Annotated in this window: 13 protein-coding genes and 1 tRNA gene; 7 read left to right on the top strand and 7 right to left on the bottom strand. The window is 73.4% G+C overall.

Annotated elements, in window-relative coordinates; genetic code table 11:
* Positions 1 to 100 precede the first annotated feature (100 nt).
* The 5 genes from ACIRPH_RS27425 to ACIRPH_RS27405 all read right to left on the bottom strand — a co-directional run bounded on the left by ACIRPH_RS27425 (position 101) and on the right by ACIRPH_RS27405 (position 5385).
* Positions 101 to 1327: an EAL domain-containing protein gene (locus tag ACIRPH_RS27425; RefSeq protein ID WP_402919383.1), complete on the bottom strand. Its 1227-nt coding sequence runs from the start codon at positions 1325 to 1327 to the stop codon at positions 101 to 103.
* Between the two features lie 390 nt (positions 1328 to 1717).
* Positions 1718 to 2956, bottom strand: a complete 1239-nt coding sequence (gene fabF / locus ACIRPH_RS27420) for a beta-ketoacyl-ACP synthase II (protein ID WP_267949051.1) — start codon at positions 2954 to 2956, stop codon at positions 1718 to 1720.
* Between the two features lie 137 nt (positions 2957 to 3093).
* Positions 3094 to 3336, bottom strand: coding sequence for an acyl carrier protein (locus tag ACIRPH_RS27415; RefSeq protein ID WP_402919381.1), 243 nt, complete (start codon positions 3334 to 3336; stop codon positions 3094 to 3096).
* Positions 3337 to 3442: 106 nt separating this feature from the next.
* Positions 3443 to 4399: a beta-ketoacyl-ACP synthase III gene (locus ACIRPH_RS27410; RefSeq protein ID WP_402919379.1), complete on the bottom strand. Its 957-nt coding sequence runs from the start codon at positions 4397 to 4399 to the stop codon at positions 3443 to 3445.
* 2 nt (positions 4400 to 4401) lie between these two features.
* The gene (locus ACIRPH_RS27405; RefSeq protein WP_402919377.1) at positions 4402 to 5385 is read right to left on the bottom strand and encodes an ACP S-malonyltransferase; all 984 of its coding nucleotides are present in this window, start codon (positions 5383 to 5385) and stop codon (positions 4402 to 4404) included.
* Between the two features lie 252 nt (positions 5386 to 5637).
* On the opposite strand from ACIRPH_RS27405, the gene ACIRPH_RS27400 reads away from it, so the two are divergent.
* Together ACIRPH_RS27400 and ACIRPH_RS27395 are read left to right on the top strand one after the other, a co-directional pair.
* Positions 5638 to 6915: a PucR family transcriptional regulator gene (locus ACIRPH_RS27400; RefSeq protein ID WP_402919375.1), complete on the top strand. Its 1278-nt coding sequence runs from the start codon at positions 5638 to 5640 to the stop codon at positions 6913 to 6915.
* 333 nt (positions 6916 to 7248) lie between these two features.
* Positions 7249 to 8346, top strand: a complete 1098-nt coding sequence (locus ACIRPH_RS27395) for a hypothetical protein (RefSeq protein ID WP_402919374.1) — start codon at positions 7249 to 7251, stop codon at positions 8344 to 8346.
* Between the two features lie 80 nt (positions 8347 to 8426).
* On the opposite strand, the gene ACIRPH_RS27390 is transcribed toward ACIRPH_RS27395, so the two are convergent.
* A complete protein-coding gene (locus ACIRPH_RS27390; RefSeq protein WP_402919372.1) occupies positions 8427 to 10085 on the bottom strand; it encodes an alkaline phosphatase D family protein in 1659 nt (552 codons plus the stop codon).
* A gap of 127 nt (positions 10086 to 10212) precedes the next feature.
* Here ACIRPH_RS27390 and ACIRPH_RS27385 point away from each other — a divergent pair, with 127 nt between their 5' ends.
* The 4 genes from ACIRPH_RS27385 to ACIRPH_RS27370 all read left to right on the top strand — a co-directional run bounded on the left by ACIRPH_RS27385 (position 10213) and on the right by ACIRPH_RS27370 (position 11960).
* The gene (locus ACIRPH_RS27385) at positions 10213 to 10623 is read left to right on the top strand and encodes a secondary thiamine-phosphate synthase enzyme YjbQ (RefSeq protein WP_267949058.1); all 411 of its coding nucleotides are present in this window, start codon (positions 10213 to 10215) and stop codon (positions 10621 to 10623) included.
* A gap of 192 nt (positions 10624 to 10815) precedes the next feature.
* On the top strand, positions 10816 to 11241 hold the full coding sequence (locus ACIRPH_RS27380; protein ID WP_267949059.1) for a DUF3052 domain-containing protein: 426 nt from the start codon (positions 10816 to 10818) through the stop codon (positions 11239 to 11241).
* A 130-nt stretch (positions 11242 to 11371) separates the two neighbouring features.
* On the top strand, positions 11372 to 11842 hold the full coding sequence (locus ACIRPH_RS27375) for a peroxiredoxin (protein ID WP_402919369.1): 471 nt from the start codon (positions 11372 to 11374) through the stop codon (positions 11840 to 11842).
* A 44-nt stretch (positions 11843 to 11886) separates the two neighbouring features.
* Positions 11887 to 11960 (top strand) — tRNA-Val (locus ACIRPH_RS27370).
* Positions 11961 to 12370: 410 nt separating this feature from the next.
* Here ACIRPH_RS27370 and ACIRPH_RS27365 read toward each other — a convergent pair.
* Positions 12371 to 12676 carry a hypothetical protein gene (locus ACIRPH_RS27365; RefSeq protein ID WP_402919367.1) on the bottom strand — a complete coding sequence of 102 codons (306 nt, stop codon included), beginning with the start codon at positions 12674 to 12676 and terminating at the stop codon, positions 12371 to 12373.
* A gap of 467 nt (positions 12677 to 13143) precedes the next feature.
* Between ACIRPH_RS27365 and ACIRPH_RS27360 the strand changes: the two genes are divergently transcribed.
* Positions 13144 to 14625 (top strand): polysaccharide lyase family 1 protein, encoded by a 1482-nt coding sequence (locus ACIRPH_RS27360; RefSeq protein ID WP_402919570.1) that lies wholly within the window; start codon positions 13144 to 13146, stop codon positions 14623 to 14625.
* Positions 14626 to 14847 lie beyond the last annotated feature (222 nt).

The raw sequence follows: 14847 nt of genomic DNA, 5'->3' as shown, positions 1-14847 counted from the left end.
CCGGCGGGCCCCGCACCCGGACGGTGCGGGCCCGCCGTTCCCCGGGGCCGGCGCCCGGGCGCGCCGCGGGCCCGGGACCGCGGCGGGGGAGGGCCCCGCGTCAGCTCCGCGAGAGGGACTGGATGAGGTCGCTGATGTGCACCACGCCCAGGCACTGCCCGTAGGAGTTGGTCGCGACCAGGTCGTCGTAGACCCGCTCGGTGTCCTGGCCCGCCACGCGCAGCGCCGCCAGCGCGGTCATCCACGCGGGGATCGTGCGCGGCGACTCCGCCAGCCGCAGGGCCGGGCGCTTGGCGTGCAGCGCGTGCCCGTACCGGCCCGTCACCGACAGCAGGAACCGGGTCCGGTCGATCACCCCGACGGGCCGCTCCCGGTGGTCGATGAGGATGACGCTGTTCAGCGCCGGGTCGCCCGTGAACGCCTCCAGCACCTGCTCGGTGGTGGTGTCGGAGTCGAAGCCCACCGGGGGGACCATGAACTCGGTGACCCGCGGCCCCGCGTCCTCCTCCCGCCCCTGGGACGCCGCCGGCTCGGGCACGGGGGTCACGCGCTCCCCGGGCCGCCACGTCCGGTCGGCGAAGAACTCACCCGTCCCCACCCGTATCCCGCACGCGCGCAGCCGCAGCACGTCCTCGGCCGTCCCCACGCCCGAGGCCATCGCGTACACGCCGCTGCCCCGGCCGATCCGTGCGAGCCCCTCGACGACCGTCGCGTGCCTCTGGTCGGTCGCCACCCCCGAGACGACCTCCGGGTCGATCCGCATGAGGAAGGGGGCGGCCTCGACCACGAGGTCGGGCCGCACCATCGACGTGCCGAAGCCGCACCGGAACCCCGCCGCCCTCAGGCGCGACACCCCCGGGGAGACCACCGACCGCGGCAGGTCGGCCAGGTCCGTGCCGAGCAGGAAGGTGATGTCCCGCGGGCGCCGGCCCGCGCGCCGCATCCGGCTCTCCACCAGCGCCACGAACCCCTCCCCGGCGGTCAGGATCCTCGCGGGCAGGGGGAGGACGAGCGGCAGCAGGCTCTCGGTCCCGGCCGCCTCCGCGACCAGGCCCAGCACCCAGTCGGCCACGGCCGCCCCCTCGTGGACGCCCATCTCCGCGTGCGGAGGGCCCCCGGGGACGGCGGGGTGCGGTGCGGGCGGCGCGGCGACGACCTCCACCGCGACGACCGCGCCCGAGTCCAGGTCCACGACGGGCCGGTAGCCGGGGGAGCGGGACGGGCGGGGCGCGGCGGGGGGACCGTCGACGCCTCGGGATCGCCGGGGGCCCGCACCTGGTCCCGACGGGTGCGCCTCCGGCGTGTGGTGGGGATGCAGGGCAGACACATACTCATGGTGACCCCGATCGGGGCGCACATGAAGACCTGTTCGCGGCTGTTCAGCTCAGCTTCACGACCTGTTCGGCGCGGCGCGCGCACGGTCGCCGAGGCGCGACCGACCGTGGCCGCGACAAGCCCCTGACCTGGTCCGGGGCTCCGGACCGGAGGGGGACGACGTGCCCCGGACAGCGCTCGGCCGGGGCCCCCCGGGGGGGCGGGGGCCCGGGGGGGGGGGGGGGGGGGGGGGCGCGGGGGGCCCCCACCCGGGGGGGGGGGGGGCCCGCACCCCCGCGCTCTGGGGGGGGGGCGGCCGGGGGGGGGGGGGCCCCCGCCCCCCCCCCCGCCGGGGGGCGGGGGGGGGGGGCCCCCCCCCCCCCGCCCGGGTCGTGCGCGGGGGTCAGGCGCGGCGGAACACCAGGGCGATGTTGTGGCCGCCGAACCCGAAGGACTCGTTGACGGCCGCGACGTCGCCGCCGGGCATGTCCCGGGGCTTGTCGCGGACGATGTCCACGACCACGTCCGGGTCGAGTTCCTCGATGTTGATGGTCGGCGGGATGCGGCCGTCGTGCAGCGCGAGGATGGTCGCGATCGACTCCACCGCGCCCGCGCCGCCCAGCAGGTGGCCGGTCATGGACTTGGTGGAGGTCACCGAGACCCGGTCGGCGGCGGAGTCGCCCAGGGCCGAGCGGATCGCGCGCGTCTCGCCGACGTCTCCGGCGGGGGTGGACGTGGCGTGGGCGTTGACGTGCACGACGTCGTCGGGCACGAGGCCGGCGTCGTCCAGGGCCTGGGTGATGGCGCGGGCCTGGCCGGCGCCCTCCGGGTCGGGCTGGACGATGTCGTAGGCGTCGTTGGTGTAGCCGACGCCGGAGGCGTGCGCGTAGACGCGGGCGCCCCGGCGGGCGGCGTGCTCGGCGGACTCCAGCACCAGGATGCCCGCGCCCTCGCCCATGACGAAGCCGTCGCGGTTCTTGTCCCAGGGGCGGGAGGCCGTCTGGGGGTCGTCGTTGCGCGTGGACAGGGCCCGCATGGACGCGAACGAGGCGATGTTCAGCGGGTGGATCGCGGCCTCGGTGCCGCCGGCGATGACGATGTCGGCGCGGCCGGAGCGGATCATGTCCACACCGTTGGCGATGGCCTCGGCGCTGGAGGCGCAGGCGCTCACCGGCACGTGCGAGCCGGCCCGCGCGGTGTACTCCAGGCTGATCGCGGCGGCGGGGCTGTTGGGCATGAGCATGGGCACGGTGAACGGGGAGACCCGCTTCCAGCCCTTCTCACGGAAGATGTCGTACTGCTCGAGGATGGTGAGGATGCCGCCGATGCCGCTGGAGACGACGACGCCGAGACGGATCGGGTCGACCTCGGGCGACCCGGCGTCCTCCCAGGCCTCCTTCGCGGCGATCAGCGCGAACTGCTGGGTGCGGTCCAGGCGCCGCATGCGCGGCCTGGGGAGCTTCTCGGAGGGCTCCTGCGCGATCTGCCCGGCGAAGTGCACCGGGAGCTTCTCGTGCCACTCCTCGGGAAGGGTGGAGATTCCGGAGCGGCCGTCGAGGAGCGCGGACCATGTGGTCGCGACGTCACCCCCGAGGGGGGTGGTGGCGCCGAGGCCGGTGACGACGACATCGGTCTTTGACATGATCCGTTCGCCCTTCTCGTGGGACTTTCCCGGCTGCGGGGCCGGGAGGCGTTGGCGGATGTACCTGGGGGAGGAACCACGGGTGGTGGCCTGTGGGGGCGCCGGGGTCAGGGGTGGGACCCGGCGCCCCGAGCACGCTACTTCTGGATGAAGGTGATGACGTCCTGGACCGTCTTGAGGTCCTTGAGCTGGTCGTCCGGGATCTCCACGCCGAACTTGTCCTGGGCGGCGATGGCGATCTCCACCATGGACAGCGAGTCGATGTCGAGGTCGTCCACGAAGCTCTTCTCCGGGGTGACCTCGGCGGGCTCGGTGCCGACGATCTCCTCGACGATCTCGCCGAGGCCGGTCAGGATCTCCTGCTCGCTGTACTCCGCCATGTCGTTGTCTCCTTGGTTGGTGTATCGGTGTCGGTTCATGGACACCGCACGTGCCGGGGTTCTGCGAACCCGGATCGCGCGGTGGTGCCGCGGGCTCGGGCGGTGCTCAGGGGATGCGGATCACCTGTGCGGCGTACACCAGCCCCGCGCCGAAGCCCAGGGTGAGGACGACGCTCCCCGACGGCAGCTCCCCGCGCCCGATCATGCGCGAGAGCGCGAGAGGGATGGACGCGGAGGAGGTGTTGCCAGCGGTGACGATATCGCGCGCCACGAGTGCCTGGGGAGCGCCCAGCTTCTTGGCGATGGACTCCACGATCCTCAGGTTGGCCTGGTGCGGGACGAACGCGGTCAGCTCCGAGGGCTCCACACCGGCCCGTTCCAGGGCCTCCAGGGCGACCTGGTACAGCTCGGTGGTCGTCCAGCGGAAGACCGCCTGGCCCTCCTGGTAGAGGTACTTGCCGTCGCGCAGGTGGATCTTGTCGGCGCGCTCGCCGGAGGAGCCCCAGACCACGGGTCCCACGCCCTGCTCCTCGGACGCCGAGACGATCGCCGCGCCCGCGCCGTCGGCGAAGATCACACAGGTGGAGCGGTCCTCCCAGTCGACCCAGTCGCTGAGCTTCTCGGAGCCGATCACCAGGACGTTGCGCGAGCTGCCGCCGCGGACCATGTCCGCGGCGACGCCCAGCGCGTAGCAGAAGCCCGCGCAGGCCGCGTTGAGGTCGAAGGCGCCCGGGGCGGTGATGCCCAGCTTCGCGGCGACGGTGGCCGCGGTGTTGGGGATCTGGTCCTGCACGGTGCAGGTCGCCACGATGACGAGGTCGATGTCCTCGGGGGAGAGCCCGCTGGCGGCGAGGGCCTTGCCGCCGGCCGCCACGGCCATGCTCGCCACGGTGTCCTCGGGACCGGCGATGCGCCGCTCCCTGATGCCCACGCGGCTCCGGATCCACTCGTCGGTCGTGTCGACGCGGGACTCGAGGTCGGCGTTGGTGAGGACCTGGGACGGCTGGTACTCGCCGAGGGCGACGACGGACGCGCCTCCGGGGGACTTCGGGGAGCTGAACATGGTTAGCCTTCCTGGTCGGTGCCCGCGGGGGAGAGGACCCCCGCGTGCTCCTTGATGAGGGCACCGGCGCGGTCGAGGTCGTCGGGGGTCTTCACCGCGAGGAGCTCCACGCCGCGCAGCGCGCGCTTGGCCAGACCGGTCAGCGTGCCCGCGGGGGTGAGCTCGATCAGGGCGGTCACCCCGAGGTCGGCCAGGGTCCGGGTGCAGGAGTCCCAGCGCACCGGCGAGGAGATCTGCGAGACGAGGCGTTCGAGGTACTCCGCGCCGCTGTCCACGACGGCGCCGTCGGCGTTGGACAGGAGGCGGACCGTGGGGTCGGACGGGGACAGCGCCGCGGCCTTCGCGCGGACCCTCTCCACCGCCGGGGCCATGTGCTCGGTGTGGAAGGCGCCCGCGACGGCCAGGGGCCGGAGCCGGGCCCGCGCGGGCGGGTTCTCGGCGAGGGCCGCGAGCTGCTCCGTGGTCCCGGCGGCCACGATCTGCCCGGAGCCGTTGTCGTTGGCCGGGGTCAGGCCCGCGGCGGCCAGGGCCGCGAGGACCTCGTCGCGGTCCCCGCCGAGCACGGCGGTCATCCCCGTCCCGGTGCGGGCGGCGGCGTCGGCCATGCCCCGGCCGCGCTCGGCGACCAGCGCCATGGCGTCCTTGGGGGACAGCACGCCGGCGATCGCGGCGGCGGTGAACTCGCCGACGCTGTGGCCCGCGACGGCGTCCACGAGGGAGGCCTCCGCGGGCAGCGCGGGCGAGGGGGCGGCGAGCGGGGAGAGCAGGGCGGAGGCCGCGACGAGGCCGGCGCCGACCAGCAGGGGCTGGGCGACGGCGGTGTCGCGGATCTCCTCCGCGTCCGCTGTGGTGCCGTAGCGGGCCAGGTCGAGTCCGGACACCTCGGACCACGCGGCGAACTGCTCGGCGACGCCGGGGAGTTCGAGCCACGGGGAGAGGAAACCGGGAACCTGGGCGCCTTGGCCGGGAGCAACGATTACGAGCACGACATCAACCTTGCCCTGTAGGAGATCACCAGTCGGATGGGGAGGAACACGAACTTCGGCCGGGGCGTTTGTAGGTACTCCACAAAAGGAGGCCTGACGTGGAGCCGCCCGGCCGAAACCAGTGTGGGGGATCACCCCCGACGGTACGCGCTGTTCCGCACCGAACACGGAGCGGGTGCGCGGAGCGGGCGGAGGCGCCCCGGCGCGGGGCGGCCCTCCGGTCGGGTCCCCCGGGGGTGCGAACCTAGAGGTGTGAACACCGAACCCCACCCGCCCCGGGACGACGAGGGCAGCACCGGTCCGACGGGCGCCGCCGGCGTCGACGGCGACACCGATCCGCTCGCGGAGGAACAGGAGCGCGTGCGCGCCGAGACCGTGCGGCGACTGGAGCGCTCCATGGGAGCCCTCGGAACGGCCGCCGTCTCCCGCATGGAGCAGCGGCTCGGCTGGTTCCGCCGCATGTCCGCCCAGGACCGCTCCTGGATCGGGCTCGTCGCCCAGTCCGGCGTGGCCGCCTTCGTGGACTGGTTCCGCAACCCCGTCCGGGGGCGCCCCGCCATCACCGTCGAGGTCTTCGGGACCGCTCCGCGCGAGCTCACCCGCTCGGTCTCCCTGCAGCAGACCGTCGACATGATCCGCGTGGTCATCGACGTGGTCGAGGGGCAGGTCGACGAACTGGCCGCCCCCGGCGGCGCCCAGCAGCTGCGCGAGGCGGTGCTCCGGTACACCAGGGAGGTGGCCTTCAGCTCCGCGAAGGTGTACGCGCGTGCCGCCGAGGCACGCGGGGCGTGGGACGCCCGCCTGGAGGCGCTGATCGTCGACGCGCTCCTGCACGGCGACCACGAGGACGGCCTCCAGACCTGGGGGTCGGCGCTGAGCTGGTCGCACACCCCCGTGATCGCGGTGGCCGGGGAGACCGGCGGGGAGGACCCCGGCAAGATCCTGGACGACCTGCGCGCGGCCGCGCGCCGCCTCGGGCACGACGTGCTGGCGGGCACCCAGGGGAGGCGCGTCGTGATGGTGGTCGGCGTGGGCGACCGCTACCCGGAGGAGGACCTCCCCGCGGCCGCGGCCGAGCCCCTGGCCGGGCTCTTCGGACCCGGTCCCGTGGTGGTCGGACCCGCCGTCGCGGACCTGCGCGCGGCGGGGGCGTCGGCGCGCGCGGCGGTCAGCGGGCTGCGCGCCGCCGTGGCCTGGCCGGACGCGCCGCGCCCCGTGCTCGCCGACGACCTTCTGCCCGAGCGGGCCCTCCAGGGGGACGCCGAGGCCCGCGGCCAGCTGGTGGAGGAGGTCTACGTCCCCCTCCTGGGGGCCGGTTCGCCGCTGCTGGACACCCTGTCGGTCTACCTGGAGCACGCCTCCTCGCTGGAGGCCACCGCGCGGATGCTCTTCGTCCACCCCAACACCGTCCGCTACCGGCTCAGCAGGATCGCCGAGCTCACCGGCCGCACCCCCTCCGACGGCCGCGGGTCGTTCGTCCTGCGGGTGGCGGTCGCCCTGGGGCGGCTGGCGCAGACGCACGAGGGGTGAGGCGGGTGAGGAGTGGCCGACACCACACCGAGGAGATTGTCCGGAACCAGCCACGGAGGTGACCGGAAGGCCGGGGGGACGTAATCTGATCGTTGCCTGTCATATCTACCGACTTATGGAAGTTTCACCTGGCTCGGGTATGTCTGTGACTGCCCGTGTGCGCCCGGGGACTACATGAAAAGGGATAGCTTTGTGATGGGCAGGCTGCTGGTGGGACCCATGAGGTTAAGGACACCCTCGGGCGATGGTCCCCGCACCGCTCCGTCGCGACGTTCTTGGGGGGTCAACGCTGTGGTCGAGCGACCGAGGAAAAGGTCCCGGTTCTTCCGTTCGGTGATCGATTTCGTTCTCCAGCCCACGCAGGAGGGCGAGCTGCGCAGACGGGTGCTGTTCTGGCTCCCCGCGCCGCTGCCGGTCCTGGGCGTGGTCCACCTCCTGGTGGGCGGTGCGCTCTCCGCCGCGGGCTGGACGATACTGCTGGCCGCGAGCGTCGGCGTGGGCACACTGCTGCTGGCGCTCATCGTCCAGCCCACGCCCCTGCCCGAGGGGCTGGTACCACAGGTCTCCGCGCGCCGCTCCCTGCACCGCTTCCGCCAGTTCACCGGTCTGCGGATCGCCCTGGCGCTGGTGCCCGTCGCGATCGGCGCCGCCGCGTCCGTCGTGGGCGGGGGCATGTACCCGCTCCTGGCCTCGCTCCTGCTGGCCTGGCCCCAGCTCCTGCTGGCCATGCCGACCTTCTTCACGATCACCAGGGCCCGCAGGGCCATGGAGGCGTGGGGCACCACCGCCTACCTGTGGCACGCGCTGTCGCGCCCGGCCAAGGTGACCTGGCCGATCGTCACCCCGCTGGTCAACTCCTGGAAGGCGGCGCGGGTCGAGCGCTCCCGGGAGTCGATGCGCCAGAAGCTGGAGGAGAGGGCCTGGAAGAAGGCCGTGCGCGAGGAGAGCTCCGAGGCGCCCGACGGCGCCGCGCCCGCCGCTGCCTCCGCCGCCGAGCGCACCCGGCCGATCCGTCCGCTGGACACCCCGTCCGACGAGCGCACCGACGTCCTTCCGCACCTGGGCTCCCCCGCGCACGGGAGCGAGGAGCCCACGGACGTCCTTCCCCACCTGGAGGCGGAGCGCACCGGCAGGGAGAAGCCGACCGACGTCCTCCCCCACCTCCCCTCCGGGCAGGAGGTGCGGCCGACGCGGCAGCTCCCGCACCTGGGCGGCGCCGCAACGGGTGAGGAGGGCTCCGAGCCGGGACCGGGCGGCGGCGCCGCGGCCGACGGCGACCCCGACCCCGACGCGCCGTCGGGCCCGCGCTCCGGCGTGCACCGGGCCGCCCGGCAGTTCTTCGAGCAGAGCGGCGGGGCCCTCGGGATCGCGGTCCGCCGCTCCCGCCGCGCGGCCCCCTCCACCCGCCGCCCGCACTCGAACAAGCCCTGACGGCCCGGGGGCGCGGGCACGGAGACCGCCCGCGCCCCCGGCGCCGGCCGGGGCCGCGGGCCGGCGGCCCCGGGACGGCCTCAGACCCTCATGCGCCGGTGCACGCCGGGCGGCGCGTCGATGCCCCCCTCGGCGGCGTGGTACCAGAGGGCCTCGGCCTCACGGCCCTCGAAGACCACCTCGCCGATGGTGTTGCCCGCGTAGGTCGTGCCGTCCAGCTTCCAGGACAGGTCGATGCCCGGGACCCGGGCCAGCCGCGTCAGGACCCTGCCGACCACGTGGACGGCGCGGCTCGCCGTCAGGCGCACGATCCGGCGGGTCCCGGCGGAGAGCTGGTTGCACAGGGGCGAGGACACGAGCTGCGCGACCCTGGTCCCGCCCTCGGCGACGGCCCGGTGGCGGACGGGGGCCGCGTAGGAGAAGTGCACGTCGCCGCTCAGGAACAGCACGGTCGCGGGGGCGGGACCCCGCTCGCCCCGGGCCGCCGCGCCGACGGCGTCGCCCAGGCGGCGCATCGAGTACTGGAAGGCGCCCCAGTGCTCCAGGTCCATCGCCTGCCGCAGCCGCTCGCCGAGGGGGCGCGGCCACTCGCCCCAGGCGCCGGCGCACACCGCCTCGTTCCACGCCTCCAGGTGGTGCACGGCGGAGGGCAGCATGACCGGGACGGTCGAGGCGACCACCACGTGGTCGGGGCCCCCGGCCAGGTTCTCGTCCAGCCAGTCGTGCCCCTCCGCGCCGAGGATCGACCGCGACCCCTCGTGGACGGCGTCCTCCCCGAGCGCGCGGGAGCAGCGGGTGTCCGCCATCAGCACCCGCACGGAGCCCACGTCGTAGCGGTGGCTCCACCGGTAGGAGGACGGTTCGTCGTGCGCCTGCCGGGCGAACCCGTCGACCGCGTCGGCGGCGTCCCCGCGCGCGTCGCGGACCCGGACCCAGAGCGGGTCCTTGGACCGGGCCTCCGCGGACAGGTTGCCCAGGTGCTGGTAGACCCAGTAGGCCCCCAGCCCGCTGGTGATCCGCCGGCGCCACCACGGGCGGCCGTCCATGGCGCTGCGCCACGCCTGCGAGGTGTTCCAGTCGTCGCGGATGTCGTGGTCGTCGAAGATCATCAGCGTCGGCACGGTGGACAGCAGCCACCGCACGGGGGGATCGGTCCACGCCTGCCGGTACAGCTCGGCGTACTCGCCGTAGTGGACGACCTCGTCCCCCGGCGCCCCGTCGGGGGCGTCCGGCCCGCGCGCCGACGCCAGGAAGGAGCGCATCGGCTCCTCCAGCTCGTCGGCGTACACCTGGTCGCCGATGAGGAGGAGGACGAGGTTGCCGTCGACCTCCTCGCGGGACAGCCGCCGGGCGGTGGCGCGGAGCATGTCCGGGCCGTACCGCACGACCCCCTCGGGGGTGTCGCCCGTCGGCCTGCGGCACGAGCCGTACAGCAGCCGCGTGGGCGCGTCCGGGGCCGTCGTGCGCAGGACGCTGGGCGGGAAGGGGCTGTCCGGCTCGGGCCACACCCGGTCCTCGCCCAGGAAGACCTCGTAGGGCAGGGCCGCGCCTTCGGGGAGCCCGGTGATTTCGCACACGGCGTAGTGGTGCCCGTGCACGGTGAAGGTGTCCGAGGCGGCCGTCACGGCTCCGTCGACCCGGATCCGCACGGTGCAGGGGGTGTCGGTCTCCACCCACACCGTCGCCGTGGTCGGCCCCGCGTGACGCAGCAGTGGGCCCAAACGTAAAGAAGCAGTCACCGTTTGCCCTCCTTTCGACCAGGTTCGCACATGTGGCGGACGAGTATGACGTGTGCCGACCTGCGCAGTTGAGCACGGGGCCACCGGGATGGTTGCACGAGGGCCGCACCTGCGCGAAGGTGGCGCTATGCGGACACAGATCCTTGAGCTGCACACCGGTGGATCGGAGAGCATCACCGACATCACGCGGGAGTGCGGTGACTTCGTCGCCGAGACCGGAGGCGACGGACTGCTCAACGTGTTCGTCCCGCACGCGACGGCGGGCGTGGCGATCATCGAACTCGGGGCGGGGTCCGACGACGACCTCCTCGCCTCCCTGGACGACCTGCTGCCGGCCGACGACCGGTGGCGGCACAAGCACGGCTCCCGGGGCCACGGGAGATCACACGTGATGCCCGCGTTCATCGCGCCCCAGACCACCGTTCCGGTGCTCTCGGGCCGCCTCGAACTGGGAACATGGCAGTCGATCGCCGTCGTCGACCTGAACGTGGACAACCCGGACCGCCTGGTCCGGCTGTCCTACCTCTCGTCCTCATGAGCCCCGCCGCGGGTGACCGGGACCGGGACGGGGTTTGGGAGCGCGTTGACGGAACATGCCACTAGCGTGTGAACTAGGCCATCAGCGATGGTTACGGACCCACGTGACGGGCCGCGAATTGGCCCGGCATCGTTGTGACAACTGCCCAGTGCAGGCAAGATTGAGAAAAACCATCTGTGGAGGAGAACTTTCGTGAGCGCGACCGCGGGCCAGGCACAGAGCGAACGTGGCTTGGCTGACCGACTCGGATTCAAGCCGGGTCAGGTGGTGCAGGAATTCGGCTTCGACGACGACGTCGACGAGGGCCTGCGCGCATCCATCACCGAACTCACCGGTGAGGAGCTGGTCGACGAGGACTTCGACGGAGACGTCGACGCGGCACTGCTGTGGTGGCGGTCCGACGAGGAGGAGGACCTCACCGACGCGCTGATGGACACGGTGACCACCATCGCCGACGGCGGGACCATCCTGGTGCTGACCCCGAAGGCGGGGCGTGAGCTCCACGTGTCCCCGAACGACGTCGCGGAGGCCGCTTCGACGTCGGGCCTGTCCCAGACGAGCGCGGTCAGCATCGGCGCCGACTGGTCGGGTACGCGCCTGGTCGTTCCCAAGCGGTGACGTCCACCACCCGTACCGGGTGAGGCATCCGGTGCCGCGCGTCCCAGAGGCGGGCGCGCGGCGCTGAGGGGCGTCCGCCGCCGGGCGGCCGCCGTCCCCGACCCGAGCGCCGCCGAACACGAACGCGACCATGAGCGAACCCATCACCGCGGGCGCGGTCGCGCCCGACTTCACCCTCCAGGACCAGTACGGGCGCGACACGGCCCTGGCCGACCTGCGCGGACGACCCGTGCTCGTGGTCTTCTACCCGCTGGCGTTCTCCGGCGTGTGCTCGGGGGAGCTCGCCGACCTGCGCGAACGCCACTCCGAGTTCGCTGAGCTGGGCGCCGAGGTCCTGGCGGTGTCGGTGGACTCGGTGTTCGCCCTGCGCACCTGGTCCGACCGCGAGGGGTTCCCGTTCGCGCTGCTGTCGGACTTCTGGCCGCACGGCGGTGTCGCCGAGTCCTACGGGGTCCTCGACCCCCGGCGGGGGGTCGCCCGACGGGGCACCTTCCTGGTCGGCGCCGACGGCCTCGTCCGCTGGTCGACGGTCTCCCCGGCCTCCCGGCCGCGCGACACCGGCGAGTACCTGGCGCGGTTGCGGGAGCACGCCGGAGCCTGAGGCGCGGCGGACACCGCGAACCGGTATGATCTCGTGCGACGCACGGGCGCGTAGCTCAGTTGGTTAGAGCAATTGCCTTACAAGCAATAGGTCAGGGGTTCGAGTCCCTTCGCGCCCACTCCACTCCGGAACGACCCTGCTCGGGGGCTCGAGGCCGCCTCGCCGGGTCGTTCCGTCGTTCCTTCCGGGGGACGACCCCCGGACCCCCGGTGTGGGGCTTCGCCCCCCGGGTTGTAGTTGGCTTGCCCAGGGTCCACGGACTCAGGACGACCTCGCTCGGGGGCTCGAGGCCGCCTCGCCGGGTCGTCCTTCGTGTTCCCCGGGGGGAGACCCCCGAGCCCCCCGAGGTGCCCCCTGCGGCCGGGGCCGGGCAGACCGGTGGGGCGGGTGAGGTCCTTCCCCGCGACGCGGGGCCGCGCCTCGTGGATCGTCGTCGGTCGGCCCGAAGCCCGCTCCGCTCGGGAGCGGGCCTGCTCCCGCGTGAACGGGACGCCCCGCGGCGGAGGCCGTGAGGGCGTCGTGCGACGGCTAACGGGTGTTGGCCTCGCGGACCCGGCGGAGCGTCAGGAGCCGGTCCCGGTGGCGGCGCTTGCGGTTGCCGGCCTTGTTGTAGGCCTGCCACGAGGCGGTACAGGCGCGCTTGTGGCACCCGGCGCAGCATCCGTGCCTGAAGAGCATGGCGTCGGGGTGCTCCCAGCGGCAACGCGTCCCCGGCTCCTCGCGGGTCGGGGCAGGCGGCAGGTCGCAGTCACCACGGGTGTGGTCGTGAACCGCTACCGGACCGTGTTCGCGCTGGCGCACCCACAGCGGTTTGGTCTTGTCCGTACGGGACATCTCGTTCCTTTCGGAACCCGCCGCCCGTGCCCCCGGAACCTCCGGGCGGGCGGCCGGGGCGAGAGACCCATCACCGACACCTCCTCGAACCGTCTTCGGCCGTACGCCCGCCATCCTACGTAACCGGTGCTCCGCCCTCGTGCCCCGGGCCGCGTCCGCCCCGCCAGGTCCTCGCCGGGGAGCTGCAACCGGTTGCATCGATTGAGGTACCCGGTCCCGATTTTCGATGTGAAATTCCTGTAAAGCCGCAGTGCAGCGGGCATGTGGAGCAGGGGGAGCGCTTCCTCTCCTTGCAAACGTTTGCACCAACACCTCTTGACATGGAAAGCGCTTTCTCTACTCTCGAGTGAAGCAGGTCACATGCTTGTGCTCCAGAAGAAGGGTGAGCAGTGAGACGATCAATCACGCGTGGACTCGTGTCGACGCTGGCCGCCGCGGCCGTGGTGGCGGGCGGTCTGGCCCTGCCGATGGCCTCGGCATCGGCGCAGACCGGCAGCGCCACGGGTTACGCGACGCAGAACGGCGGGACCACCGGCGGCGCGGGCGGCCAGACGGTACGGGCCACGACCGGGACCCAGATCCACGAGGCCCTGTGCAGCCGGCCCAGCACCAGCACCCCGATCGTCATCGAGGTGCAGGGAACCATCAACCACGGCAACACCTCGAAGGTGTCGGGGACCGGTTGCGAGACCGCCGACGACGTGATCGAGCTCAAGAGGATCAGCAACGTCACCATCGTCGGCACCGGCAGCGGAGCCGTGTTCGACCAGCTGGGCATCCACATCCGGGAGTCCAGCAACATCATCATCCAGAACGTGACCGTCCGGAACGTCAAGAAGTCCGGCTCGCCCACGTCCAACGGCGGTGACGCCATCGGGATGGAGAGCGGCGTCCGCAACGTCTGGGTCGACCACGTCACCCTGGAGGCGTCGGGCGGGGAGTCGGAGGGCTACGACGGCCTCTTCGACATGAAGAACAACACCCAGTACGTCACCCTCTCCTACAGCATCCTGCGCAACTCCGGCCGCGGCGGCCTGGTCGGGTCCAGCGAGAGCGACCGCTCGAACGGCTACGTCACGTACCACCACAACCGGTTCGAGAACCTCGACTCCCGCGCGCCCCTGCTCCGCGGCGGCGTCGGGCACATGTACAGCAACCACTACACGGACATCCACGAGTCCGGCATCAACTCCCGGGCCGGGGCCAGGGCGAAGGTGGAGAACAACTACTTCGAGGACTCCAAGGACGTCCTGGGAACCTTCTACACCGACGAGAGGGGGACCTGGGAGGTCGCCGGCAACGTCTTCGACAACGTGACCTGGTCCAGCCCGGGCGACTCGAACTACCCCGCCGGTCCCAACCCGCAGTCCACCACGTCGGTGAGCATCCCGTACTCCTACGACCTCGACGACGCCGGCTGCGTGCCGACCGTGCTGAACCAGACCGCGGGCGCGGGCCAGGGCAACCGGGTCTCGGACGGCAACTGCGAGGCGGAGGAGCCGACCGACCCGGACCCGACGGACCCGGACCCGACCGACCCCGACCCGACGGACCCCGATCCCGACCCGACCGACCCGCCCGAGGGGACCAACCTCAGCATCGGGGCCGGAGCCGACGGCTCCGGCAAGGCCGGCGGGACCGGCTACGGGAACGTCGTCGACGGCGACATGGGCACCTACTGGTCGCCGAGCGGCTCGACCGGCCGCGTCTCGGTCAAGTGGGGCTCCGCCACCACGGTGTCCTCGGTCAACATCCGTGAGGCGGCCGGGGCCCAGGGCAACATCGGTTCCTGGCGGATCGTGAACCACGACACCGGCGCCGTCCTGGCCACCGGGAGCGGAGCGGGCGTCATCACCTTCGCCCCGACGTCGCTGCGGAAGATCAACTTCGAGATCACCGGCTCGAACGGCACGCCGCGCGTCGCCGAGTTCGAGACCTACGGCGGCTAGCCGCCGGGCGGCGGGGGACACCCGCCGCCCCGCGGTGACGGTCGGCGGCAGAGGGCCGACCCGTGACCGGTCCGGCCGGGAACCCCCCGACCGGCCGGACCCCGGCCGGCCCCCCCCGGCCCCCCCGGGGGGGGGGGCGCGGGGGGGGGGGGCGCCCGGGGCGGGGGGGGCGGCCCCCCGGGGGGGGCGCCCGGGGCGGCGGCCCCCCGGGCCGCCCGGGCC

The organism is Nocardiopsis sp. NPDC101807, assembly GCF_044766605.1.
Taxonomy (GTDB): Bacteria; Actinomycetota; Actinomycetes; order Streptosporangiales; family Streptosporangiaceae; genus Nocardiopsis; species Nocardiopsis tropica.
The sequence above is the reverse complement of the archived record's forward strand: the minus strand, read 5'-3'. Positions and strand labels throughout refer to the sequence as shown.

What these genes read in the sequence shown, in the direction of transcription:
- ACIRPH_RS27385 (WP_267949058.1), top strand. Translation starts at nt 10,213, where the DNA reads ATGCGGACACAGATCCTTGAGCTGCACACCGGTGGATCGGAGAGCATC.
- ACIRPH_RS27360 (WP_402919570.1), top strand. Translation starts at nt 13,144, where the DNA reads ATGGCCTCGGCATCGGCGCAGACCGGCAGCGCCACGGGTTACGCGACG.
- ACIRPH_RS27375 (WP_402919369.1), top strand. Translation starts at nt 11,372, where the DNA reads ATGAGCGAACCCATCACCGCGGGCGCGGTCGCGCCCGACTTCACCCTC.
- ACIRPH_RS27365 (WP_402919367.1), bottom strand. Translation starts at nt 12,676, where the DNA reads ATGTCCCGTACGGACAAGACCAAACCGCTGTGGGTGCGCCAGCGCGAA.
- ACIRPH_RS27415 (WP_402919381.1), bottom strand. Translation starts at nt 3,336, where the DNA reads ATGGCGGAGTACAGCGAGCAGGAGATCCTGACCGGCCTCGGCGAGATC.
- fabF (WP_267949051.1), bottom strand. Translation starts at nt 2,956, where the DNA reads ATGTCAAAGACCGATGTCGTCGTCACCGGCCTCGGCGCCACCACCCCC.
- ACIRPH_RS27410 (WP_402919379.1), bottom strand. Translation starts at nt 4,399, where the DNA reads ATGTTCAGCTCCCCGAAGTCCCCCGGAGGCGCGTCCGTCGTCGCCCTC.